The following is a 22,073-nucleotide window of genomic DNA, read 5'->3' as shown; positions in this document are numbered from 1 at the left end:
ATGGATACCGCCGATCCCGCCCTGTTGGCGGCCCGCGCCCAGTTTGCCATCGCCATCGGCTTCCATATCGTGCTGGCCGCTTTTTCCATTGGCCTGGCGAACTTCCTGCTGGCCCTGGAGGTACTGTGGCGCTGGCGCCGGGAACAGACCTACCTGGATCTCTATCGCTTCTGGCTGAAGATATTCGCGCTGAACGTGGCCGTGGGCACCGCCTCGGGGCTGATCATGGAATATCAGTTCGGCATGAACTGGGCAGGTCTGGCGACCAAGGCTGGCGCAGTGATCGGACCGCTGATGTTCTATGAGGTGATGGTCGCCTTTTTCCTCGAGGCGGGCTTTCTCGGCATCATGCTGTTCGGCCTGAACAAGGTCGGTCCGCGCCTGCATCTGCTGGCCACCGCCCTGGTGGCCCTGGGCTCGTTGCTCAGTGCCTTCTGGATCCTGTCGGCCAACTCCTGGATGCATTCCCCGGCGGGCTTCGAGCTGGCCGCGGATGGCCGTTTCCTGCCGGCGGACTGGTGGGCCATCGTCTTCAATCCGTCCTTTCCCTATCGCTTCGTGCACATGACCCTGGCCGCCTTCATCGGCACCGCGACCCTGGTGGCGGCCGCCGGTGCCTGGCATCTGCTGCGCGAACCCGACAATCGCCACGCGCGCATCCACTACTCCATGGCGCTCTGGGCGCTGGTGCTGCTGGTGCCGCCACAGATCCTCGCGGGCGACCTGCACGGCGAGAAGACCCTGGAGCTGCAGCCGCAAAAGGTGGCGGCCATGGAGGGCAGCTGGGACCGCCCGGCCCCGGGCGCGGGCGAACCCCTGCGGCTGTTCGCCCTGCCCAGCCAGAGCGAGCGTCGCAACCGCTTCGAGGTGGCCATCCCCCACCTGGGATCGCTCTACCTGCGCCATGACTGGACCGGCACCATTCGTAGCCTGAATGAATTTCCGCCGGGCGACCTACCGCCCGTAGCCATCGTTTTCTTTGCCTTTCGCATCATGGTCGGCCTGGGCCTGCTCATGGCGCTCCAGGGTCTGGCGGGTCTGGTGCTGCGTATCCGCGGCAGGCTCTACCGGGCTCGCTGGCTGCAGCGAGCCAGCCTGATCATGGCTCCCGCCGGCTTCCTCGCGATGCTGGCGGGCTGGGTGGTGACGGAGGTCGGCCGCCAGCCCTTCACCGTCTACGGACTGCTTCGCACGGAGGAAAGCCGCTCGCCGGTCGACCTCGGTTTCGTCCTCGGCTCGACCGCCGTCATCCTATTGGTCTATCTGGCGGTATTCGGCATCGGCCTGCGCTACCTGCTGCGTGCCATGGCCCAGGCCCCAAGGCACCAGGAACGCGGGCCGGAACCGGAGCTGGCCAACGATACAGGAGCCGAGCGCTGATGCCTGCCGACTGGCTGGTGCTGCTGTCGGCGGCCGCGCTGGCCTTCGCCGTGCTCTGCTACATCGTCCTGGACGGCACCGATCTCGGTGTGGGCATGCTGTTCGCCTGCAATCCCCGGCCGGAACACCGGCACGTGATGGCCTTTTCCATCCTGCCGATCTGGGACGGCAACGAAACCTGGCTGGTACTGGGCGGTGGTGGTCTGCTGGCGCTGTTTCCGTTGGCCTACGGGCTTTTGCTGCCAGCCCTCTATCTACCCTTCGTGCTGATGTTCCTGGCGTTGGTAGTGCGGGCGGTGGCCCTGGAATATCGCGACCGGGCCGAAACGCCGGGCCGACAGCGGTTGTTCGACGGTGCCTTATTCGCGGGTTCGCTTCTGGCTTCCCTGGCCCAGGGCAGCGTGCTCGGCACCCTGGTCCAGGGCGTACCCCAGCTCAATGGCCACTACCTTGGCCGGGGCTGGGAATGGTTCAGCCCCTTCGCCCTCTATTGCGGGATGGCTCTGGCCGTGGGTTATCTCTGGCTGGGAGCCTGCTGGTTGTATTGGCGCAGCGAAGGCGAGCTGCACCGGAGGTCGCGGCGCCAGGCCCTGTGGTTCGGCGGTGCGACTCTGTTGTTGTTGGCTGGGGTACTGGCCTGGACGCTGCTGCAGGATCTACGCTACGTACAGCGCCTGGCGAAACCGGAGATAGCCGGCAGCCTGGCTACTCTGGCGCTGTTGCTGGCTGCCCTGTTCCTGTTGAGTTTTCGTGCCCGCCATCACTACCTGCCGCTGTTCGTCGCCTTGGGCATGTTCCTGCTCACCTATGTGGCACTGATCCTGGCACTCTACCCGCTGATCGTACCCCCGCACCTCACCCTGACCGCCGCCGCCTCCCCGCCCGCGAGCCAGGGCTTCATGCTGGCAGGCTTCGCCGTGCTGGTGCCGTTCACCCTCGCCTACAGCACCTACGGTTTCTGGATCTTTCGCGGCAAGATCAGATCGCGTCGTTGATCTAGCTAGCGCAACAAACGGATATTGGCCAGACACTCGCCGACACTAGAGGCGTTCCCCCTGGTAGGCACCGTCTGCGGTAACCGTCCTTGGCTGGCCCACCGCCAGGCGTTGCCCGTCACCCTGTTGCACCTCTTGCCGGCCTCACCGGTCACTCGTCCCGCGCGCTTATGACTCCGGTACGCGGAGCCGGCGGTGGTCGACCTGGCCGCTGCCGTTAGATCCGCGCCTCCAACCCGCTCGGCCGGCGGCGTACGTCGAAGAAGGCGCCTCAGCGGCGCTGTCTCTCGCAAGCGACCAAAATAGCTTCATTCCCAGGACGGATTGCCGGTCGGCGGCGGTATGGCGCAGGTCTGAACATCGCTACCTGCAGAACGCCATGAAACTTCATCCACCCAGACGATGGGCGTCCCGTACTGAGCCTTGCCGGCCCAGAACAGCGCGCAGGTAGCACCCTTTCGCAGCCGCCTGGGGAGCGCAGGCGGCCACCTGCCTTGTCGTACTAACGGCGTCAGCTGGAACCTGAAGCGCTGCCCTCATCCCTGGCAGAAGCGCTGTGCGTCGCTGCCAAACATCTTGATTACCGTGGGCACCTGAAAAAACTGCTGGCGTCAGGAGAGGCCCTGCCCACCTCACCAGCCTGCTGACCATTGGTCTGAACGAAACCAGGTCGGCGAATCGATTATTGCGATATTTAAATAGACAGATCATAGTGGCTTAGTGCCATCCACCTGATCGAGGTCCGAGCCCCCATCATGCACCGTGATCCCAGAGACCAAGCCCGCGAAGCGCTACTTGGCCTTTATCGTCAACTCCAGGATAACGCCAGCCAGCTGACCAAGGTCGACTGCGATAACCGGGACATCCAAGATGTCCTGCAGGCGGTACAGGATCTCAATCAAAGGGTTGCCGATTTGGTGGCAGAGACCGCCCTGTTGGCGCCCCTGAAATTGGGCCCGCTCGCGGGAAGCGGCTCGTATGACGGTACTGGCCAACCTTGATCCATCGCCTCTAGCGACTCGACCGGCCATGGCTGCCAGCCCAGGCGTCGCGACAGAATGCCCTGCCAGGCCAAGCGCACTGGCACCGGTAAAATAACGGGCGCCTACCAAGCCCAGTGGCTGCCAGCAGCTTTACCTGGCAACCACTGGAAGGCACGCGCCCACTCGGGCAGGGCATTTCTTCCTCGGTACGATCGTCGACACTGCATTCTTCACGTACGGTTAGGCTCTGTACGAAAAGTCGCCGAGCACAGGCATTTTTCCTAGTGCCCCCCTGATGTCCGTGCGCTCTTTCAGCATCGCCCTCCATAGCTCCTTGGGCCTTGGAATCCCCGCGACCCCGGTCGTTGTGGTGAAAGGTCCGGCATTTCGGGAATGTCGCGGATCCGACGCGAGCGTCAGGCATGCACGATCCGCCGCCAGGACTATCACGACCGCGCAGGTCGACTTGGCTTCTAGCGCCCTGGTTGTGCGCGAACGGACAGCCAAACGCCTTGATCGGCTTCTTGCGGCAGTTGGCGTGTCAGCCAAGGGGCTTGCGGCGCTTTCCCTTCCTGCTTTTCCCCTCTGTGGCGCGCGCGGTGAGGGTGGATGAGAGAGAGCGGTGGAAGGTGGTCCAGGCAGAGGGTGATGAATTTCCATCATGATTTCCCGGATGCCAGGCTTGGTTTGCGACTTCGCTCAAGATTCACCGTCGTGGCTGCCCGCCCTCACCAGATAGCTACCCATTGTGTTATGGTGACTTCCATGCAGCACTCATCCCTTGACTGGCAACCCAGTCCCCCATAGCTCGCACCTCTCCCGTCCTTGCCCAGCTGCGAGGACGTCAGCCGTCTCGTCGCGCCCGCGACAGGACGGTTGCCAACCCTGAAATTCACGCCTGATCCGGCGGCTGCCACCTGCTCGACGGGTCAGGCACAGGTGCGAGTTGTCTATGTTGCTTACCCTCAAGACGCATTGGTTTTCCAATGTGAAGAACGATGTGCTGTCCGGCTTGGTCGTCGCCCTGGCGTTGATTCCCGAAGCCATCGCCTTTTCCATCATCGCGGGACTCGATCCCAAGGTCGGGCTCTACGCCTCCTTCTGCATCGCCGTGGTGATCGCCTTCGTCGGCGGTCGCCCGGGGATGATCTCGGCGGCCACGGGCGCCATGGCGCTGCTGATGGTGACCCTGGTCAAGGAGCACGGCCTGCAATACCTGCTCGCCGCCACCCTCTTGACCGGGGTGCTGCAGATCGCCGCCGGCTATCTGCGCCTGGGCGCGCTGATGCGCTTCGTGTCCCGCTCCGTGGTGACCGGCTTCGTCAACGCCCTGGCGATCCTGATCTTTCTTGCCCAGTTGCCCGAGCTGACCGATGTCGGCTGGGAGGTCTACGCCATGACCGCCGCCGGGTTGGGCATCATCTATCTGTTCCCCTTGTTGCCGGTGGTGGGCCGGATGCTACCGTCGCCGCTGGTCTGCATCCTGGTGCTGACCGCGGTCTCCCTCGGGCTGGGCCTGGACATCCGCACGGTGGGTGACATGGGCCAGCTGCCCGATACCCTGCCGGTACTGCTCTGGCCGCAGGTGCCCCTGACCCTCGACACCCTGCTGATCATCCTGCCCTATTCCCTGGCGCTGGCCGTGGTCGGGCTGTTGGAGTCGCTGATGACAGCCACCATCGTCGATGACATCACCGACACCCCCAGCGACAAGAATCGCGAATGCAAGGGCCAGGGAATCGCCAACATCGCCGCCGGCCTGCTGGGCGGCATGGCGGGCTGCGCCATGATCGGCCAGTCGGTGATCAACATGAAATCCGGTGGCCGCACGCGGCTGTCCACTCTCTGTGCGGGGGTCTTCCTGCTGCTGATGGTGGTCTTTCTTGGCGACTGGCTCGCCCGGATCCCGATGGCGGCGTTGGTCGCGGTGATGATCATGGTGTCCATCGGCACCTTCAGCTGGGATTCGATCCGCAATCTGCGGCGCCACCCGCTCTCCACCAATCTGGTGATGGTGGCCACCGTGGTGGTCGTGGTCGCCACCCACAACCTGGCGCTCGGCGTACTGGTCGGGGTGCTGCTGGCCTCGCTGTTCTTTGCCAACAAGGTCGGGCATCAGCTGACGATTACCTCCCGCCTGGAAGCGCCCGGCGTGCGCCGCTACGAGGTACAGGGTCAGGTGTTCTTCTCGTCCACCGCGGCCTTCCTTGCCGCCTTCGATTTCAAGGAGGTGCTGGATGAGGTTCGCATCGATCTCAAGGCGGCCCAGTTCTGGGATATCACCGCCGTCGCCGCGCTGGACAAGGTCGTGCTCAGGTATCGCCGGGAAGGCGTGACCGTGCAGGTGCTCGACCTGGACCACGCCAGCGCGACCCTGGTCGATCGCTTCGGTATCCACGACAAGCCCGGGGCCAGCAGTGAACTGCTGGGCCACTGAGGAGGAGGACATCCATGAGCAAGATCATCGCCTGCATCGACGGCTCGCCCCTGGCGGGCAGCGTCTGCGACCACAGCGCCTGGCTGGCCCACCGCCTGGCGCTGCCCATCACCCTGCTGCACGTCCTGGAGCGCAGCCTCTACCCGACCTCTCCCGATACCAGCGGCGCCATTGGCCTCGGCTCGCGCGAACACCTGCTCGAAGAACTGGCCCGGCTGGACGAGCAGCGTGCTCGCCTGGCGCGGGCCGACGGCGAGGCCTTGCTCAGCGGGGCCCTGCAGCGATTGCAGGAGCGCGGCGTGGCGACAGCACCGACGACGCTCCAGCGCCATGACTATCTGGCGGATACCCTGCGCGAGCTGGAAGCGGAAATGGGCGTGCTGGTGATCGGCAAGCGCGGCGAGCACTCCGCTAGTCGCGGCATTGGCAGTCAGCTGGAGACGGTGGTGCGGATGCTGCACAAACCCATCCTGGTCTGCGCGGCCGACTTCATCGAGCCCCGGCGCTTTCTGGTCGCCTACGATGGCAGCGAGGCCACCCATCAGGGCCTGTTGCGGGTCGCCAAGAACCTGCTGCTGTCCGGACTCGAGGGCGAGATCCTGCAGGTCGGCGAGGCGACTCCCGCCCGCGTGGCCGGACTGGAGGCCGCCGCGGACCTCTTGAGGTCCTGTGGCAGTGCGGTGACGACGCACCTGGTTGCCGGGCATCCGGAAGAGGTGATTCCCGACCGGGTCCATGCCACCCAGGCCGACCTGCTGGTGATGGGTGCCTACAGTCATTCCGCCGCCAGACGCTTCCTGCTGGGCAGCCAGACCTCGCACATGCTGGGCCACACCGACATCACCACCCTGGTCCTGCGCGGCTGACGCAGCGCCACCCGGCGCGACGACAGCGCTTCACCGCATCCGCTGTTTCGGATCGGCGGAGCGCTACCGTGCTCGACACCACGGCGAAGGGTAGAGCCTTGGCCTTGTCCGAACGACGGGCCTGGTGCTGACGCCGCCCTGGTGGACGTCGACAGGACTGCCGATGGCCAGCCAAGAGCGGCGTGGGCGACGGTACCGCTCACTCCGGACCCAGCAACCGGCTCGAAACGGAGCTCCGCGAATACCCGGCTGGGCAAGGGCGCCAAGGCGTAGCGCAGGACCGGGACAGGCGCTCGCGCTCGAGCCCGACGGCGTCGACGGCCGCCTAGCTGGCGGGGTCGCTAGCCGCCTGCCGCTGGCAGGTTCGCGCCCATTCGAGCAGGGCATTTTCTTCGTCGGTGCGATCGTCCACACCGCATTCTTCGAGCACCGCCACCAGTCGATCCATGAAGCTTCGATCACCGCGTGTCTGGTCTAGGCTGCTGTCCAGCTTCAGCTGACCGAGCTGCTGGAGGGATGTCTGAATGTCGTTGTCTTCGCTGCCCATGATCTCGCCCTATAGGCACGGCTGCCGACCGTCGACTGGCCTAGTGCCATCATCTTCCGCACGGTCTTCTCGCTGGCAACGGTTATCGCATGAAGTGTCGAGAATGATGACTGGGCGGCAGCTGAAGTCGGGTCTGGCCGATTGGCGTGGGGCCAACCCCGGGTTTATCCATGACAGGCAGCTGCTGGCGCGCCTGCCCGGCTCGCCAGGCCATTGCCGCTCGGCCGCCCTGTACCAGGGGGAGAAGGAGCGCGGTGACGATCCCGAGCAGGATCATGCCCAGCGCCGAAAAGGCTGCCGTTTCCGCGCTTTCGTGCAAGGCGCGGGCCGTTCCGATGGCATGGCCATTCATGCCCGGGGTCAGGCCACGGGCCGCCGGATCCTCGACCTTGAACACCTTGAGCAGCGGCAGCGCCAGGGTCGTGCTGATCACTGCGGTCAGCATCACGATCACGGCGGTCAAGGGTGCGATGCCGCCGAAATGATCCGACAGCGGCAAGGCGATGGGCATGGTGACCGACTTGGGTACCAGACTCATCAACGGGATGTCGGACAGGCCAAACAGCCAGCCCAGGGAGAGGGTCAGGGAGACGCCGACGACGCCTCCTACCAGCAGGATTATCAGCAGCGGCGTGCGGAGCGCCGTCACGCGCTGAAAATTCTTGTAGAGCGGTACAGCCAGGCCCACGGTGGTAGGTCCTAGCAGCAGCGAGCGCTTGCCACTGGCGCCGCGATACTGCTCGTAGGGAATTCCTCCGCTCCACAGCACGCTGGCGACGCCAAGATCAGACATGATCCTTGCTTCTACCGATCAGCTACTGCAGCAGCCAGCCGCACTGCGGTGCGCACCTTGGCGGCATGGGCGTCGCGATCCATCCGGTCGGGGGGTGCCAGGCGTAGCTGTCGCACCTCCAGGTCAGAACGCAACGGGCGCTCCGCCTCGGGTCAAACGGCGTCCATGACCGATTTGTCATCGCCCGGTCAGCCTGTGGTCCCCCCTGCCCTCCTAAGGTGGCCGGTAAGCACCCTCCTTACCCAGCACCCAGAGGACTCACCATGAAAGCGCTTATGCTCGCCATCTTCGGACTGCTCGCCACCGGCTCCGCCCTGGCCGCTGACCGCGATCCCGTGCTGATTCACGACCAGCCCGGCTTCTTCGTCCACCTCGACGTCGCCAAGGTCATCAGCCAGACCGATCTGACCAGCCGCTGCGGTATCGTCCCGGCTCGTCTCGATTACCTGGATCACCAGGGCCAGGAGCACGTGATGGACTATCTCGTGTATGGCTATGGTTGCTACGACGACAACTGAAACCGCTATCCATGGCTGCTCCCGTCTGGAGGCTTGCCAACGACGGCGTGATCCGTCCGGGACCGTTCGTCGTATTTGCCGACGGCTCTCCTTACTGCAACAGCATGTTCGACCGCGCCGCTTGGGTGACCGGTATACTGGCCGGGCACGGCCTGTGACGAGCGCCTCTAGCGCGGCAACCTAGAGACGTCACCCTGTCGCTCGCTACCCACCCTACTGCCCGGCCCGGGCAACGTACGAGCGGCCCGATGAGCACCCTGATTCCAACTCCAGTCCCTGCGTACAGCCTCGACGAAGATGTCGACCTGGTCGGGGAAATCGCTGCGGTTCCCAAGATCCTGGAAGTGGTGTGCCGAATGACGGGCATGGGCTTCGCCGCCGTCGCCCGGGTGACCGATGACCGCTGGATCGCCTGCCGCACGCTCGACCATATCGGCTTCGGCCTGGAGCGTGGTGGAGAGCTGGTGGTCGAGTCGACGATTTGCGATGAGATTCGCGGCCATCGACAGCCGGTGGTAATCGATGACGTGGAGCAGGACGCCCTCTACCGCGACCATCACACACCCAGGCAGTACGGCTTACGCAGCTATATTTCCGTGCCCATCGTGCTGGACGATGGCAGCTTCTTCGGCACTCTTTGCGCCATAGATCCCCAGCCGGCCCGCCCCAGCAGCCCCGAGATTCTGCCTGCCTTCGAGCTGTTCGCCGGCATGATCGCGCTGGAGATCGGCGCCCAACGGCGCTTCAACGCCGCCCGCAACGTGCTGCACAGCGAGGCCTTTTCGCGCAGCCTGCTCAAGGCCAGCCTGGATTGCGTGAAAGTCCTCTCCGCCGAGGGGCATATCGAATTCATGAACATCCAGGGCCTGGAGCTGAATCAGTTGCAGTCCGTGGATCAGGTCATGGGAGTCGAATACGCCTCGCTCTGGCCGGAAGAAGAAGGCAAGAAGATCAGGCAGGCCGTAGAGCGAGCAGGCCGGGGCCAGACCACGCGAGTCGAGGGCTTCTGTCCCACGGCTCGAGGCGAGCCACGCTGGTGGGAAGTCTCCTGTTCGCCCTTCGAGGTTGCCGGCACCGACCAGTCGAAGATCGTCTGCATCTCGCGCGATATCAGCGCTCGCGTCCTTGCCCAGCGGGAGCAGCAGGCCAGGGCCGAGGCGATCGCGACGCTCAACGACGACCTGGAACGCCAGGTCTCGGCGCGCACCGCCGAGCGGGATCAGATCTGGAAATGCTCGAACGACCCGCTGTGCGTGGCGAGCCTCGAGGGCTTCTTCCTCAGCCTGAACCCGGCCTGGGTGATGACGCTGGGTTGGACGATCGAGGAACTCAAGGCCCAGCCGTTCATGGCTTTCGTCCACAGCGATGACCTGGTCGCCACCCGCCAGGCGCTGGCCGATCTCCAGCAGGGGGAGCCGGTGATCAGTTTCGAGAACCGCTACCGCCACCGCGATGGTTCCTACCGGTGGTTGTCCTGGAATGCCGTGCGTAACGCCGATCTGATCTACGCCACGGTCCGCGATGTGTCCCAGCAACGGCAGCAGGCACAGGACCTGGCGACGGCCGAGGATGCCTTGCGCCAGGCGCAGAAGATGGAGGCGATCGGTCAGCTTACCGGTGGCGTGGCCCACGATTTCAATAACCTGCTGACGGTCATCAAGTCATCCTGCGACCTGCTCAAGCGCCCGAAGCTGAACGAGGAACGCCGCGAACTCTATATCGGCGCCATTTCCACCACGGTCGATCGGGCGGCGAAGCTGACGGGCCAGTTGCTGGCCTTCGCCCGACGCCAGGCGCTCACACCCGAGGTGTTTTCGGCGAGCGCCAACGTCCGCGCCTTGCACGACATGCTGGGGACGCTGCTGGGATCACGCATCACTATCACCCTCGACCTCTGCGAGCAGCCCTGCCTGGTCTACGCCGATCCGGGCCAATTCGATACCGCGCTGGTCAACATGGTGGTCAATGCAAGAGACGCCATGGAGGGGAGCGGAACCCTGACCATCAGCGTCAAGACCGTGAGCGACCTGCCCACCAGCGCTGTCCCGTGCGCGGTCGCCACCCCCTCGGTGGTGGTTTCCATCGCGGATGATGGCAGCGGTATCGCCCCGGAGCATCTCACGCAGATCTTCGAACCCTTCTTCACCACCAAGCGCGTGGGCAAGGGCACGGGGCTCGGGCTGAGCCAGGTGTTCGGCTTCATCAAGCAATCGGGTGGGGAGATCCGGGTCGCGAGCGAGGTCGGCCGGGGTACGACCTTCCACCTTTATCTACCGCAGGCGAGCGGCGAGGCCGCGCCTCTGCTCGTGAGCGAAACCCTGGCGGTAGCCGATGGCCATGGCGCGCGTGTGCTGGTGGTCGAAGACAACGTCCAAGTCGGCAACTTCGCCGTCGATTCGCTGCGGGATCTGGGCTATCACCCGGTGCTGGCCACGACCGCCGACCAGGCCCTGGCCCTGCTCGTCGAGCAGCCGAACCACTACGACGTGGTCTTTTCGGATGTCGTCATGCCGGGCATGAGCGGCCTCGAACTCGCCATCGAAATCCGCCGGCTGTATCGCAGCCTCCCCATCCTGCTGACCTCCGGCTACAGCCACGTCCTCGCCACCAATGGCACCCAGGGCTTCGAGCTGATCCACAAGCCCTATTCCGTCGACGAGTTGTCACGCCGACTGCAGCAGATTCTGGAGGAAGCCTCCACGCACCTGACGGCCTAGGCTCAGCCGCGATCCGCGGGAGACGCGGACCGCGTGGCAGAAGTTCGTTAGCCGAGCACGGCGCTACGCAAGACGTCCGGACTCACGGCACGGGCCTGGTAACGCACCGAGACCGGGCCGTAGGCTTTGGAATCGAGCACGCGATCCCAGCCGACGGGAGTCACCTGCTGGACCGGTGCGATATCCGCCTCCGCCACCTTCGACTGCGGCATGACCTGGTTACGCCGCTCGTTGAGTTCGCTGGCCATGGCGGCATAGCTGGCGGTGCTGAGCATGGCGAGGGCGGCCATCTTGTTGAAGACGTTCATGGACATGATGATTCCTCCTGTCGAAGACTCGGGCCTGGCGTCGCCACAAGGAAGCGGTCTGGCGTCAGTGACGGCTTCACTGTGCGCCCCGCTGTCTTAACACCGTCTTAACCCCTCTGAACCCCACCTGAACGACTGCGACAACCTGCCCCAGGTGCTGGCCACTGGCCAATTGACCTGGATCAGTTTTGCCCAGGGCCAGCAGGCGCATCCTGCATGCAACCGCCACTCCGTCCTGGAGCGGCGCCACGGCTCGCGAGGTCACCATGAACGGACGCCTGGTCAAGGAATTGCTGGTCATCCTGCTCTTCAAGCTGGCGCTGCTGCTGGTGATCAAGAGCCTCTGGTTCAGCGCCCCCACGGTGCCGCCCGACGCCGCCCGGGCGGTCAGCGCCCACCTGCTGGACTAGCACCCCTTTCTTTTAGTTGAGGAGATTGCCGGGATGATCTCGGAATCCGTCGTGGACCTGTCACGCCTGCAATTCGGCATGACCGCGCTGTATCACTTCATCTTCGTGCCCCTGACCCTGGGGCTGGTGGTGATCCTGGGGATCATGGAGTCGGTCTATGTGATGACCGGCAAACAGGTCTACAAGGACATGACCCAGTTCTGGGGCAAGTTGTTCGGCATCAACTTCGCCCTGGGCGTCACCACCGGCCTGACCATGGAGTTCCAGTTCGGCACCAACTGGGCCTATTACTCCCACTACGTCGGCGACATCTTCGGCGCGCCCCTGGCCATCGAGGGCCTGATGGCCTTCTTCCTGGAATCGACGCTGATCGGCCTGTTCTTCTTCGGCTGGGATCGGCTCTCCAAGGGCCAGCATCTCTTGGTGACCTGGCTGGTGGCCCTGGGCTCGAATCTCTCCGCCCTGTGGATCCTGGTGGCCAATGGCTGGATGCAGAATCCGGTGGGCGCCGAATTCAACTACCTGACCATGCGCATGGAGCTCACGGACTTCGGTGCCCTGCTGCTCAACCCTGTCGCCCAGGTTAAGTTCGTCCACACCGTGGCCTCGGGCTATGTCACCGGCGCCATCTTCGTGCTGGCCATCTCCAGCTACTACCTGCTCAAGGGTCGCGACATCGGCTTCGCCCGGCGTTCCTTCGCCGTGGCCGCCGCCTTCGGCATGGCCGCGGTGCTTTCGGTCATCGTACTGGGCGACGAATCCGGCTATCGCGTGGGCGAGGTGCAGAAGGTCAAGCTGGCCGCCATCGAGGCCGAGTGGAACACCGAGGAAGCCCCCGCCTCCTTCACCCTGTTCGGCATTCCCAACCAGCAGGAGATGCGCACCGACTATGCGGTGAAGATCCCCTACCTGATGGGCCTGATCGCCACCCGCTCCACCACCGAACCGGTCACCGGCATCAAGGATCTGGTCAAGCAATACGAGGCGCGCATCCGCAACGGCGCCCTGGCCTATGCGCTGCTGGAGCAGCTACGCGCCGGTAACGATACGGCCACCACTCGCGCCGCCTTCGACGCCCGCAAGCACGACCTTGGCTATGGCCTGCTGCTGAAGAAGTACGTGAACGATCCCACCACGGCCACGCCCGAACAGGTACGCCAGGCCGCCCTGGACACCATTCCCGGCGTCGCCAGCCTGTTCTGGACCTTCCGCCTCATGGTCGCCTGTGGCGTGCTGATGCTGGCGCTGTTCGTCTGCGCCTTCTGGGCCTCGACCCGCCGCAACGAACTCCAGAAGCCCTGGCTGCTGAAGTGGGCGCTAGTCAGCCTGCCCTTGCCCTGGATCGCTACCCAGACCGGCTGGTGGGTCGCCGAGCACGGTCGCCAGCCCTGGACCATCAGCGAGGTGCTGCCCACGCATCTGTCGGCCTCGACCCTGGCTGCGGGCGACCTGCTGGGCTCCATCGGCGCCCTGGTGGCCTTCTACACCCTGCTGTTGATCGTCGAGCTCTACCTGATGATCCGTTTCGCCCGCCGCGGCCCGAGCAGCCTGCATACCGGCCGCTACTTCCACGAACGCGCCGCCCAGGTGGGCGACGCCCTGCGCCAGGCCGCCGTGGCCAAACCCGCTACCCCGGCCAACGTCTGAGGAGACCGCCATGTTCGACTACGAAGTGCTCAAGCTCAGCTGGTGGGTACTGATCGGGGTGCTGCTGATCGGCTTCGCCCTCACCGACGGCTTCGACATGGGCGCCATGATCCTGATGCCGCTGATCGGCAAGACCGACAAGGAACGCCGCGCCGCCATCAACAGCATCGCGCCGCACTGGGATGGCAACCAGGTGTGGTTCATCACCGCGGGCGGCGCCCTCTTCGCCGCCTGGCCGCTGGTCTATGCCACCGCCTTCTCCGGGCTCTACTGGGCCTTGCTGCTGGTGCTCTTCGCGCTGTTCCTGCGGCCGGTCGGCTTCGACTACCGCAGCAAGCTGGACGACGCCCGCTGGCGCAACGCCTGGGACTGGGGCCTGTTCGCTGGCAGCCTGGTCCCGGCGCTGGTGTTCGGGGTTGCCTTCGGCAACCTGTTCCAGGGGGTGCCCTTCCAACTCGACGACACCCTGAGATCCAGCTATCACGGCAGCTTCTTCGCCCTGCTCAATCCCTTCGCCCTGCTCTGCGGGCTGGTCAGTCTGGCCATGCTCTGCGCCCATGGCGGCGCCTGGCTGATGCTGCGCACTCATGAGGCCCTGGGCGAGCGCGCCCGCCGCGCCACCGGCCTCTGCGCCCTGCTGCACCTGGCCACCTTCGGCCTGGCCGGGGTCTGGCTGGCCTATGGCTTCGAGGGCTACCTGCTGGTCAGCCAGGGCGATCCGGCCAGCGCCCTGAATCCGCTGCACAAGGTGGTGACCGCCGGCAATCCGGGTTGGCTGGCCAACTATCAGGCCCAGCCGTTGACGCTGATCGCCCCGGTCGTGGCCGTATTGGGCAGCGTCCTGGCGCTGCTCGGCAGCAGTTGGCGCCAGGCAGGCCTCGCCTTCTCCGGCACCGCCCTGGGCATCGTCGGTACGCTGGCCACCGCCGGCTGCGCGCTGTTCCCCTTCGTGCTGCCGTCGAGCCTGGACCCGGCGTCGAGCCTTACCGTCTGGGACGCCGTTTCCAGCCAGCGCACCTTAAGCATCATGTTCGTCGCCGCGGCGATCTTCGTGCCCATCATCCTGGCCTACACCCTGTGGAGCTACCGGCGGATGTGGGGCAAGGTCGACGACCGCTACATCGACGCCAACCCCCACGGCCTCTACTGATCGAGCCACCTGCAAGGAGATTCGCCATGTGGTACTTCACCTGGATTCTCGGTGTCCTGCTCGCCGCGAGCTTCGGCATCATCAACGCCCTCTGGCTGGAAAGCACCCGGGAGCTGGACGTCCATGACGACGCCGAATGCTGAAGCCCTACCCCGCGTCCACCCGCTGGGGCGGACGCTGTCCCTGCTGCTGGCGGGCCCCCTGGCGCTGCTGCTCTTGATCCACCCAGGGCTGATGCTCGACGCCAGCGGCCACTACAGCCATCCGCTGCTGATGGCGGTGATGCTCGGTGTCTCCGCCGGGCTGGTCCACGGCGTCGGCTTCGTGCCCCGGCTGTGGCTGTGGCGGCTGCTGTTCGGGCCGGTGGTGGGGTGGCCGTTGCTGGTGCTGGGCTATGCCCTGCTGTTCAAGGCACAACTGGGCTGATTTAGACCGACGCTCAACGTCGGGCACGCCAATGGACTCGCGCCGCCGTACTAGATACGGCGCCGCCTGCGAGCCGCCGTGCCGCCGATCCCGCTAGTCATCCCACAGACTAGCTTGACTATTAAGCTTCTCCGCCACCTGCCGACACCCCGGAAAGGCCAGCGCACTGCCTGGCCGCCCACCGCCTTCATGCCCGCCGCGCGACCGTTCGAAGCCAGAGAATCGACCCATGCTCAGGAATGCCCCGCTCAGCACCAAACTCCTGTTGATCCTGCTCTTGCCGTTGGCGGGTTTCCTGGTGATTTCCAGTTTCTATACCGCCGAGCGCTATCGGACGCTCAAGGAGATGGAACACACCGTGACCGCCAGCGCCGCCGCCCAGCGCATCAGCGCCGTGGTCACCCGTCTGCAGCGCGAACGCGGCGCCAGTGGGGTGTTCCTCGGCAGCGGCGGCAAGACGATGCAGGACAAGCTCAAGAGCTTCCGCCAGGACAGCGACCAGGCCCAAAGCGACCTGCGGGCCATGGCCAGCGGCGATGATGCCGCGCTCCAGAGCGTACTGCGGACCCTGGATGGCCTGCCTGAGCTAAGGACCAAGGTCGATGGCCTGGGACTCACCACCACCCAGTCCGGTACCGCCTATACCGACCTCATCAAGGCGTTGATCGGCTACACCCACGCCCTCGAAGCCGGGGTCGAGGACCCGGCCATCCTCCGTGCGCTGGGTGCCCTGAACCTGTTCGTCGAGATGAAGGAACGAGCGGGCCGCGAGCGGGTACTCCTGGGCCTGGCGTTCAACCAGAATCGCTTCGACGCAGGTTTGCTGTCGCGCTTCGCGCGCAATCTGGGCGAGTTCTCCGCCTATGCCGACGCCTTCCAGCGCAAGGCCACACCGGAATTCATCCAGCAGCTCGACGCCGCCTTCAAGCAACCGAGCGCCTTGGAAGTCAGCCGCCTGCAGCAGCTGGCCTTCGACGTGCCCCTGGGCGAAGCCCTGGGCGTCAAGCCCGAGGAGTGGTTCAACCTGGCCACCCAGCGCATCGATTTGATGGTCAAGGTGGAGGGCGACCTGAGCGCCAGCATCGCCGCCCTGGCCGAACAGGCGCGAGCCGGCGCCAGCCGCGATCTCTGGACCACCCTCGGCCTGGTGCTGGTGGTCCTGGTGGCCGTCTCGGCGCTGGCCTGGGTGATCATCCGCAACATCAAGCAGGCGGTCGAGCAGGTCAACGGCACCCTCACCCGCCTGGCCGCCCGTGACCTCACCGCCCGTTGCGCCTACCAGGGCAAGGACGAATTCGGCACCATCACCGGCAACCTCAACCAGATGAGCCAGGAGCTCGGCCAGGTGATCCAGGAGATCGGCGCGGCCACCGTGCAGGTCGCCACCGCGGCCGAAGAAGCCTCGGCGGTCGCCGTCCAGACCAGTCAGAACGTCGCCCAGCAGCGCCAGGGGACCGACCAGGTGGCCACCGCCATCGCCGAGATGAGCGCGACCGTGAAGGACGTCGCCCGCAGCACCACCGAGGCCGCCGAAGGCTCGCGGCAGGTCGAGGGCAATACCAGCCAGGGTCGCCGCGAATTGCAGGCCACCATCGACCTGGTGCAGGGACTGTCGGTACAGGCCGAGCGCACCTCGGCGATCATCGCCGAGCTCAAGCAGGAGAGCGATTCCATCTCCTCGGTGCTGGACGTGATCCGCGGTATCGCCGAACAGACCAACCTGCTGGCACTCAACGCTGCCATCGAGGCCGCTCGCGCCGGCGAGGCGGGCCGCGGCTTCGCCGTGGTGGCCGACGAGGTGCGCGCCCTGGCGCAAAAGACCCAGCAGTCCACCGGCAACATCCAACAGATGATCAGCCATTTGCAGGCCGGCTCCGACCGCGCCACCCAGGCCATGCAGGAAACCCTGAGCCAGGTGCAGACCGGCGCCAGCAACGTGGTGCGGGCCGGCGAGTTGCTCGGCGAGATCGCCGAGGGCGTGACCCTGATCAACGACCGTACCATCCAGGTGGCCTCCGCTGCCGAGCAGCAGAGCCAGGTCGCCGAAGAGATCAGCCGCAACGTCAACGACATCAACGACCTGGTGATCCAGGTCAGCGCCGGCGCCGAGCAGACCGCCGTCACCAGCCGCGAGCTGGCCCGCCTGGCCGAGCAACAGCAGGCGCTGGTGGGGCGCTTCCGCGTGGCCTGATGACGCCGTCGCCCCTTGGAAGGCCCGCAGCTCAAGTGGGCCTAGCGTCATCCAGTCCCGCGCCAGCCGGGAATTCAGCATGAGACAGGCTGACGGTCTGGGAAGCCTATTGATCCCCCTCTTTCATGTGCTGTTCGCGGGCATTGCCTGCATCGCCCATGCCGTTCGCTGGCTGTTCGAGCTCTGGCTTTGGCTGGAAAAAAGGCGTGGAGACGACGCCTGGAAGGGTCACCCTCTCGGGTAAGCCAGCGAGATCGCAGCGGAAATCAACGCTCGCCCTTGGGTGTATTCATCCACCCCGTAGCCGCTGCAGGTGGCCGGTCAGCATGGCCGACACCGTGCGGCAGGTGCTCTGCGCCGGCAGTTCCTCGTCGAACAGCAGTTCCACGGTGGAGTGGATTAGCTCCACCACGATGCGCGAAACCTGCGCGATTTCCTCCGCCGGCACGGTCGGCAGGATCACCCGGAGCAATTCGGCCTGCTGCGCCGCTACCCGGCGGTGCGAATCGAGCCGCACGTGCTCGAGCGATGGCACGGCCCTTAGCGCCTTGAGAATCCACATCCCGCCCGGCGTTTCCGCGGTGACGCGGTAAGTGTCCAGCAACAGACCCGTCAGGGCCTCCTCCACCGGCTCCAGGGGCCCGGCCAGCAGCGCCGGGTCGATCCAGGGGGCGATCTGCGCGTTCTGCTTCTCCAGCAGGCGGCGACCCAGCTCCTCCAGCAGCGCGTATTTGTTGGGGAAATAGCGATACAGCGCGGGCGGCGTCAGACCAGCGCACTCGCAGACCAGATTGGTCGACAGGCGCTCGATACCGACCTCGCACAGCACCTCGGCAGCCGCGGCGAGGATGCGCTCGTAGGTTTCCGCCGCGCGCTGCTGACTGGGGCGAGCCTTGGGCGTGGCGCGAGACGATGACGCGGAATCTTTGGCAGCCATGAACGCTTCCTGATGAGAAGAAAAACCCCTTGCGAGGCGCAAAAATGATAGTTATAACTATCGTGTAGCGATGACTATCATAACAGCTAAAAAGACCTTGAACTGCCTCCAGCCACAACCACAACAATCAGCGGGAGTCTCACCATGAAACCGTCCTTCGCGCTTGCAGCTTTCCTTCTCGCCGTTCAGCTCCCCCTCGCCCAGGCGGCGAGCCCCGCGCCGGTCCAGGGCCTGTGGCTCACGGCCGATCAGGGCGCGGCGGTGCGCGTGGAGCCCTGCGCGGACAACGCCGCGGCCCTGTGCGGCACCATCGTCTGGGACAAGGACGCCGGCAATGCCCACGATACCTGCGGCACGCGCATCCTGCAGATGACCCGTAACGACGAGGGTACCTGGCGCGACGGCTGGGTGTTCGATCCCCGTGATGGCAAGAAGTACAAAGGCTACGTCCGCCGCAAGGGCGACGACCTCAACATCCGGGCCTACGTCGGCACCGAGGTACTCGGCAAGACCGAACAGTTGACCCCCTTGAGCGCCCTGCCCACCACCCCTCGCTGCAGCTAAGCCACCGCCAGGAGCGACCCCATGAACCGGATTCTTCACCGCACCCAGGCGGCGGCCCTCGCATGCCTGGCATTCGCCAGCGCAGCGGTCCAGGCCGACGATGACCTGGCCAGCTATTCCCTCACCGTGACCCCGCGGCTGCTCTCGGATGTCCGCACCCGCGGCATCTCCGACTCGCTCAATCGGCCGGGCGCCAAGGTCACCCTGGAGCTGGCCCACGAAAGCGGCCTGATCGGGCTGGCCGAATTCGGCACCGTGAGCAAGAAGCAGTTTCTCGACGGCGACGGCGCCAGCGTGCTGCTGGCCGGCGGCTATAGATTCGGCGACCCGGAGGCCTGGCACTTCGGCGTGGGCCTGGCCGGCGAATTCTTTCCCGGTGCCCACTTCAAGGCGCCCAGTCGCATCGATCCGGAGACCGGCGAGCCAGGGGGCGTCCACAGCACCAACTACAACAGCCAGTTCGCCGTGCTGGAAATCGGCTATGGGGCGCTGCAAGGGCGCATCCTCAACGTGCTCTCGGAAAACTACCGCGGCGCCAATACGGCCGGGGTCTGCGGCGCCCAGCTGCAATTCAACGCCGATCCCACCAAGGGCCTGGAGTGCTATGCCAAGGGCGAGCACAACTCTCGCGGCAGCCTGCTCTACGACCTGGACTATCGCTACGAGCTGACGCCGCGCACCAGTCTCAAGCTGCACGCCGGCTACCAGCAGATCCGTAATTTCTCCGAGGCCAACTTCAGCGACTACGGGGTCGGGCTGGTGCATCGCCACTGGGGCTTCGATTTCGGCCTGGACTACCTCAGCCCCCATACCCGGGCGCGCGAACTCTACCTCGCCGAAGACGGTGACCATCAGCGCGCCACGGACGAGGCCCGCTGGGTGCTGTCCGTGGCCCGCCCCTTCTGAGTCGGCACCCATGAAACCTCACGTCTTCGCCACCCCACCCGCGCCGGCCCAGGCCACCGCCCTCGACGGCCTGGTGCTGGTGGTGGACCTGGGTACCTCCGGCTGCAAGAGCGCCCTGGTCACCCTGGGCGGCGAGGTGGTCGCCTGGACCTTCCATGGCGTCGCCCTGCACGTCGAGGGGCACAGCGCCGAACAGGAACCGGAGGACTGGTGGCAGGCCTTCCTGCGTGGCGCCGGCGAATTGCTGGCCGCCGATCCGGCGCGGCGGCGGCGGGTGGTGGCGGTGTGCTGCTCCACCCAGACCGAAGGCACCGTTTGCGTCGATGCGAATGGTCAGGCCCTGGGTCGCGCCCTGCTCTGGCTGGACATGCGCGGCGCCGAGTCGGTGGCGCGCCGCGTCGGTGGGGGTCGGCTAAAGGTGGCCGGCTACTCACCCTTCAAGCTGTGGCGCTGGATTCGCCTGACCGGCGGCGCGCCCTCGCTCTCCGGCAAGGACTCCGCCGGGCACATCGCCTATCTGCAGGACCACCAGCCGGAACGCTACGAGCGCACGGTGAAGTTTCTCAACGTCCTCGACTTCATGAATCTGCGCCTGACCGGTCGCTGCTGTGCCACCGCGGACTCCATCTGCACCGCCTGGATCACCGACAACCGCGATTCGCGCCAGGTGAAGTACGACGCCGGGCTGATCCGCACCCTGGGCTTCGACCGCGACAAGCTGCCCGACCTGGTGGATTCGGCGGAGGTGATCGGCACCCTGACCGGCGCGGTGGCCGACCAGCTCGGCCTGCCGCGCAGCACCCCGGTGGTGGCCGGCTCGGTGGACACCTCGGCGGTGGCGGTGGGCTCGGCGGTGGCAGACTTCGCTCCGCACCTCTACCTGGGCACCTCCTCCTGGCTGGGCGCCCATGTGCCCTTCAAGAAGTCCGATGTGCTGCGCCACATGGCCGCCGTGCCCAGTGCGGTCAAGGGCCGCTACCTGGCCATGGCGCTGCAGACCGCGGCCGGCGCCAACCTGTCGTTCCTGCGCGACAAGGTGCTCTACCACCCGGACGAATTGCTCAGCGACGAACAGCACCCGGATCTCTATGCCCTGCTCGACCGCATCGCCGCCCGGGTGCCGGCTGGCGCCCGTGGGCTGCTCTACACCCCCTGGCTGTATGGCGAGCGCAGCCCGGTGGACGATCCCAGCCTGCGCGCGGCCCTGATCAACCTGTCGCTGGAGCACACCCGCGAAGACATCATCCGCGCCTTCCTCGAAGGGGTGGCGCTCAACACCCGCTGGATGCTGGAGCCCTTCGGCCGCTTTCTCGGCCGCCGCCCGGAGCGCATCACCGCGGTGGGCGGCGGCGCCCAGTCCAATCTCTGGTGCCAGATCATGGCCGACGTCACCGGCCAGGTGATCGCCCAGCCCGACGCGCCCATCCAGGCCAATGCCCGCGGCTCGGCCTATATCGCCGCCGCCGGCATCGGCGCCCTCGCCTTCAGTGACGTGCCCGACCTGCAACGGGCGCCCCGTCTCTACCAGCCCTGTCCCCAGGCACGCGCACGCTACGACGACAGCTACGCCACCTTCCTCGAAGTCCGCCGCCGCCTGGCACCGCTGTACCGCCGCCTCAACCCCAACCAGGGAGCCCGACCATGAGCGATACCCTCGAATTGCGCGAGCAGGTAGTGGACCTCTGCCTGCACCTGGTGCGCCGCGGCTTCTTCGCCGCCACCGGCGGCAACCTGGCGTTGCGGGTGGACGCCCAGCGCATCGCGGTCACCCCGTCCGCCCTCGATTACTACGAGATGCGTCCGCACGACGTCTGCATCCTACGGCTGGCCGACCTGCACCAGCTCGAAGGCGACCGCGCGCCCTCGGTGGAAACCGGGCTGCATGCCCGGGTGCTGCGGCGCTTTCCCGCCGCCGGGTGCAGCCTGCATACCCACCAGCCGCTGGCCAGTGCCTGCACCCTGCTGGGCGAAGCCCTGACCGTCGACGACCCAGAGCGCTGGCCTGCGCTGGGCCGCCGGCTGCCGCTGGTGGGCTATGCCCCCTCCGGCACCGGCTGGCTGGCCAAGCGCCTGGATCACGCCCTCACCGCCAAGAGTCCGGCCTATCTGCTGCGCAACCACGGGGTGCTCTGCTACGGCGCCAACGCCCACCAGACCCTGGCGGTGCTGGAGCAGCTGGAAGCCTTCTGCGCGCACTACCTCGTCCGGCGCATCGCCAATCGCCCCGGTCTCTGTGCCGCCGACAGCCTGGCGCGCCAGCGCCTGCTGACCACCTTCACCGCCTCCTCCCCGTCATGA

General features: G+C 65.9%; 22 protein-coding genes. 17 read left to right on the top strand and 5 right to left on the bottom strand.

Going from position 1 to position 22,073, the window contains the following annotated elements; all coding sequences use genetic code 11:
• The 5 genes from FAZ11_RS01305 to FAZ11_RS01285 all read left to right on the top strand — a co-directional run bounded on the left by FAZ11_RS01305 (position 1) and on the right by FAZ11_RS01285 (position 6,661).
• Positions 1–1,380 (top strand): cytochrome ubiquinol oxidase subunit I, encoded by a 1,380-nt coding sequence (locus tag FAZ11_RS01305; RefSeq protein WP_058767436.1) that lies wholly within the window; start codon positions 1–3, stop codon positions 1,378–1,380.
• Positions 1,380–2,375 (top strand): cytochrome d ubiquinol oxidase subunit II, encoded by a 996-nt coding sequence (gene cydB / locus FAZ11_RS01300; RefSeq protein ID WP_058773407.1) that lies wholly within the window; start codon positions 1,380–1,382, stop codon positions 2,373–2,375. The genes FAZ11_RS01305 and cydB (FAZ11_RS01300) overlap by 1 nt, the downstream gene beginning before the upstream one ends.
• A 755-nt stretch (positions 2,376–3,130) precedes the next feature.
• Complete coding sequence (locus FAZ11_RS01295; protein WP_074528027.1) at positions 3,131–3,376, top strand: hypothetical protein; 246 nt, start codon at positions 3,131–3,133, stop codon at positions 3,374–3,376.
• A gap of 934 nt (positions 3,377–4,310) precedes the next feature.
• Positions 4,311–5,795 (top strand): SulP family inorganic anion transporter, encoded by a 1,485-nt coding sequence (locus tag FAZ11_RS01290; protein WP_058773405.1) that lies wholly within the window; start codon positions 4,311–4,313, stop codon positions 5,793–5,795.
• A gap of 14 nt (positions 5,796–5,809) precedes the next feature.
• Positions 5,810–6,661: a universal stress protein gene (locus FAZ11_RS01285; RefSeq protein WP_058773404.1), complete on the top strand. Its 852-nt coding sequence runs from the start codon at positions 5,810–5,812 to the stop codon at positions 6,659–6,661.
• A 325-nt stretch (positions 6,662–6,986) separates the two neighbouring features.
• On the opposite strand, the gene FAZ11_RS01280 is transcribed toward FAZ11_RS01285, so the two are convergent.
• The 3 genes from FAZ11_RS01280 to FAZ11_RS25140 all read right to left on the bottom strand — a co-directional run bounded on the left by FAZ11_RS01280 (position 6,987) and on the right by FAZ11_RS25140 (position 8,135).
• The gene (locus FAZ11_RS01280; RefSeq protein WP_058773403.1) at positions 6,987–7,208 is read right to left on the bottom strand and encodes a hypothetical protein; all 222 of its coding nucleotides are present in this window, start codon (positions 7,206–7,208) and stop codon (positions 6,987–6,989) included.
• Positions 7,209–7,290: 82 nt separating this feature from the next.
• Positions 7,291–8,001, bottom strand: a complete 711-nt coding sequence (locus FAZ11_RS01275) for an LrgB family protein (RefSeq protein WP_081320036.1) — start codon at positions 7,999–8,001, stop codon at positions 7,291–7,293.
• Positions 8,002–8,012: 11 nt separating this feature from the next.
• Positions 8,013–8,135, bottom strand: a complete 123-nt coding sequence (locus tag FAZ11_RS25140) for a hypothetical protein (protein ID WP_275078143.1) — start codon at positions 8,133–8,135, stop codon at positions 8,013–8,015.
• A gap of 129 nt (positions 8,136–8,264) precedes the next feature.
• Between FAZ11_RS25140 and FAZ11_RS01270 the strand changes: the two genes are divergently transcribed.
• Both FAZ11_RS01270 and FAZ11_RS01265 read left to right on the top strand, forming a co-directional pair.
• On the top strand, positions 8,265–8,519 hold the full coding sequence (locus FAZ11_RS01270; protein ID WP_058763903.1) for a DUF2790 domain-containing protein: 255 nt from the start codon (positions 8,265–8,267) through the stop codon (positions 8,517–8,519).
• Positions 8,520–8,767: 248 nt separating this feature from the next.
• Positions 8,768–11,236, top strand: coding sequence for a PAS domain S-box protein (locus FAZ11_RS01265; RefSeq protein WP_081320035.1), 2,469 nt, complete (start codon positions 8,768–8,770; stop codon positions 11,234–11,236).
• A 47-nt stretch (positions 11,237–11,283) separates the two neighbouring features.
• Here FAZ11_RS01265 and FAZ11_RS01260 read toward each other — a convergent pair whose 3' ends face one another.
• Positions 11,284–11,550, bottom strand: a complete 267-nt coding sequence (locus tag FAZ11_RS01260) for a hypothetical protein (RefSeq protein ID WP_237141917.1) — start codon at positions 11,548–11,550, stop codon at positions 11,284–11,286.
• Between the two features lie 260 nt (positions 11,551–11,810).
• On the opposite strand from FAZ11_RS01260, the gene cydP reads away from it, so the two are divergent.
• From cydP to FAZ11_RS01235, 6 genes are all read left to right on the top strand, one after another.
• Positions 11,811–11,954 (top strand): cytochrome oxidase putative small subunit CydP, encoded by a 144-nt coding sequence (gene cydP / locus FAZ11_RS24740; RefSeq protein WP_167371441.1) that lies wholly within the window; start codon positions 11,811–11,813, stop codon positions 11,952–11,954.
• Between the two features lie 33 nt (positions 11,955–11,987).
• Positions 11,988–13,601, top strand: coding sequence for a cytochrome ubiquinol oxidase subunit I (locus tag FAZ11_RS01255; RefSeq protein ID WP_058773402.1), 1,614 nt, complete (start codon positions 11,988–11,990; stop codon positions 13,599–13,601).
• A 10-nt stretch (positions 13,602–13,611) separates the two neighbouring features.
• Complete coding sequence (gene cydB, locus FAZ11_RS01250) at positions 13,612–14,751, top strand: cytochrome d ubiquinol oxidase subunit II (protein WP_058773401.1); 1,140 nt, start codon at positions 13,612–13,614, stop codon at positions 14,749–14,751.
• A gap of 26 nt (positions 14,752–14,777) precedes the next feature.
• A complete protein-coding gene (cydX, locus tag FAZ11_RS01245; RefSeq protein ID WP_007158843.1) occupies positions 14,778–14,894 on the top strand; it encodes a cytochrome bd-I oxidase subunit CydX in 117 nt (38 codons plus the stop codon).
• Entirely contained in the window at positions 14,875–15,177 is a 303-nt protein-coding gene (locus FAZ11_RS01240) for a cyd operon YbgE family protein (protein ID WP_058763912.1), read from the top strand. Before cydX ends, FAZ11_RS01240 begins: the two co-directional genes overlap by 20 nt.
• A gap of 229 nt (positions 15,178–15,406) precedes the next feature.
• A complete protein-coding gene (locus FAZ11_RS01235) occupies positions 15,407–17,368 on the top strand; it encodes a methyl-accepting chemotaxis protein (RefSeq protein ID WP_058773400.1) in 1,962 nt (653 codons plus the stop codon).
• 289 nt (positions 17,369–17,657) lie between these two features.
• On the opposite strand, the gene FAZ11_RS01230 is transcribed toward FAZ11_RS01235, so the two are convergent.
• Positions 17,658–18,305, bottom strand: coding sequence for a TetR/AcrR family transcriptional regulator (locus FAZ11_RS01230; RefSeq protein WP_058773399.1), 648 nt, complete (start codon positions 18,303–18,305; stop codon positions 17,658–17,660).
• Positions 18,306–18,449: 144 nt separating this feature from the next.
• Between FAZ11_RS01230 and FAZ11_RS01225 the strand changes: the two genes are divergently transcribed.
• The 4 genes from FAZ11_RS01225 to FAZ11_RS01210 are packed head-to-tail and all read left to right on the top strand — an operon-like array spanning position 18,450 to position 22,073.
• Positions 18,450–18,869 (top strand): DUF2147 domain-containing protein, encoded by a 420-nt coding sequence (locus FAZ11_RS01225; RefSeq protein ID WP_058763918.1) that lies wholly within the window; start codon positions 18,450–18,452, stop codon positions 18,867–18,869.
• A 21-nt stretch (positions 18,870–18,890) separates the two neighbouring features.
• Positions 18,891–19,775 (top strand): TorF family putative porin, encoded by an 885-nt coding sequence (locus tag FAZ11_RS01220; protein ID WP_058763920.1) that lies wholly within the window; start codon positions 18,891–18,893, stop codon positions 19,773–19,775.
• Positions 19,776–19,785: 10 nt separating this feature from the next.
• The gene (locus FAZ11_RS01215; protein ID WP_058773398.1) at positions 19,786–21,420 is read left to right on the top strand and encodes a xylulokinase; all 1,635 of its coding nucleotides are present in this window, start codon (positions 19,786–19,788) and stop codon (positions 21,418–21,420) included.
• On the top strand, positions 21,417–22,073 hold the full coding sequence (locus FAZ11_RS01210) for a class II aldolase/adducin family protein (RefSeq protein ID WP_058763926.1): 657 nt from the start codon (positions 21,417–21,419) through the stop codon (positions 22,071–22,073). Before FAZ11_RS01215 ends, FAZ11_RS01210 begins: the two co-directional genes overlap by 4 nt.

Source organism: Pseudomonas rhizoryzae (genome assembly GCF_005250615.1).
Classification (GTDB): Bacteria; Pseudomonadota; Gammaproteobacteria; order Pseudomonadales; family Pseudomonadaceae; genus Chryseomonas; species Chryseomonas rhizoryzae.
This window is presented reverse-complemented; position numbering and strand designations above follow the sequence as displayed.

Coding starts and splice junctions, on each gene's coding strand:
- FAZ11_RS01230 (WP_058773399.1), bottom strand. CDS start 18,305: ATGGCTGCCAAAGATTCCGCGTCATCGTCTCGCGCCACGCCCAAGGCT.
- FAZ11_RS01240 (WP_058763912.1), top strand. CDS start 14,875: ATGACGACGCCGAATGCTGAAGCCCTACCCCGCGTCCACCCGCTGGGG.
- FAZ11_RS01210 (WP_058763926.1), top strand. CDS start 21,417: ATGAGCGATACCCTCGAATTGCGCGAGCAGGTAGTGGACCTCTGCCTG.
- FAZ11_RS01305 (WP_058767436.1), top strand. CDS start 1: ATGGATACCGCCGATCCCGCCCTGTTGGCGGCCCGCGCCCAGTTTGCC.
- FAZ11_RS01225 (WP_058763918.1), top strand. CDS start 18,450: ATGAAACCGTCCTTCGCGCTTGCAGCTTTCCTTCTCGCCGTTCAGCTC.
- FAZ11_RS01255 (WP_058773402.1), top strand. CDS start 11,988: ATGATCTCGGAATCCGTCGTGGACCTGTCACGCCTGCAATTCGGCATG.
- FAZ11_RS01235 (WP_058773400.1), top strand. CDS start 15,407: ATGCTCAGGAATGCCCCGCTCAGCACCAAACTCCTGTTGATCCTGCTC.
- FAZ11_RS01280 (WP_058773403.1), bottom strand. CDS start 7,208: ATGGGCAGCGAAGACAACGACATTCAGACATCCCTCCAGCAGCTCGGT.
- FAZ11_RS01220 (WP_058763920.1), top strand. CDS start 18,891: ATGAACCGGATTCTTCACCGCACCCAGGCGGCGGCCCTCGCATGCCTG.
- FAZ11_RS01290 (WP_058773405.1), top strand. CDS start 4,311: ATGTTGCTTACCCTCAAGACGCATTGGTTTTCCAATGTGAAGAACGAT.
- FAZ11_RS01285 (WP_058773404.1), top strand. CDS start 5,810: ATGAGCAAGATCATCGCCTGCATCGACGGCTCGCCCCTGGCGGGCAGC.
- FAZ11_RS01265 (WP_081320035.1), top strand. CDS start 8,768: ATGAGCACCCTGATTCCAACTCCAGTCCCTGCGTACAGCCTCGACGAA.
- FAZ11_RS01270 (WP_058763903.1), top strand. CDS start 8,265: ATGAAAGCGCTTATGCTCGCCATCTTCGGACTGCTCGCCACCGGCTCC.
- FAZ11_RS01215 (WP_058773398.1), top strand. CDS start 19,786: ATGAAACCTCACGTCTTCGCCACCCCACCCGCGCCGGCCCAGGCCACC.
- cydB (WP_058773407.1), top strand. CDS start 1,380: ATGCCTGCCGACTGGCTGGTGCTGCTGTCGGCGGCCGCGCTGGCCTTC.
- FAZ11_RS01295 (WP_074528027.1), top strand. CDS start 3,131: ATGCACCGTGATCCCAGAGACCAAGCCCGCGAAGCGCTACTTGGCCTT.
- cydB (WP_058773401.1), top strand. CDS start 13,612: ATGTTCGACTACGAAGTGCTCAAGCTCAGCTGGTGGGTACTGATCGGG.
- FAZ11_RS01275 (WP_081320036.1), bottom strand. CDS start 8,001: ATGTCTGATCTTGGCGTCGCCAGCGTGCTGTGGAGCGGAGGAATTCCC.
- cydP (WP_167371441.1), top strand. CDS start 11,811: ATGAACGGACGCCTGGTCAAGGAATTGCTGGTCATCCTGCTCTTCAAG.
- FAZ11_RS01260 (WP_237141917.1), bottom strand. CDS start 11,550: ATGTCCATGAACGTCTTCAACAAGATGGCCGCCCTCGCCATGCTCAGC.
- cydX (WP_007158843.1), top strand. CDS start 14,778: ATGTGGTACTTCACCTGGATTCTCGGTGTCCTGCTCGCCGCGAGCTTC.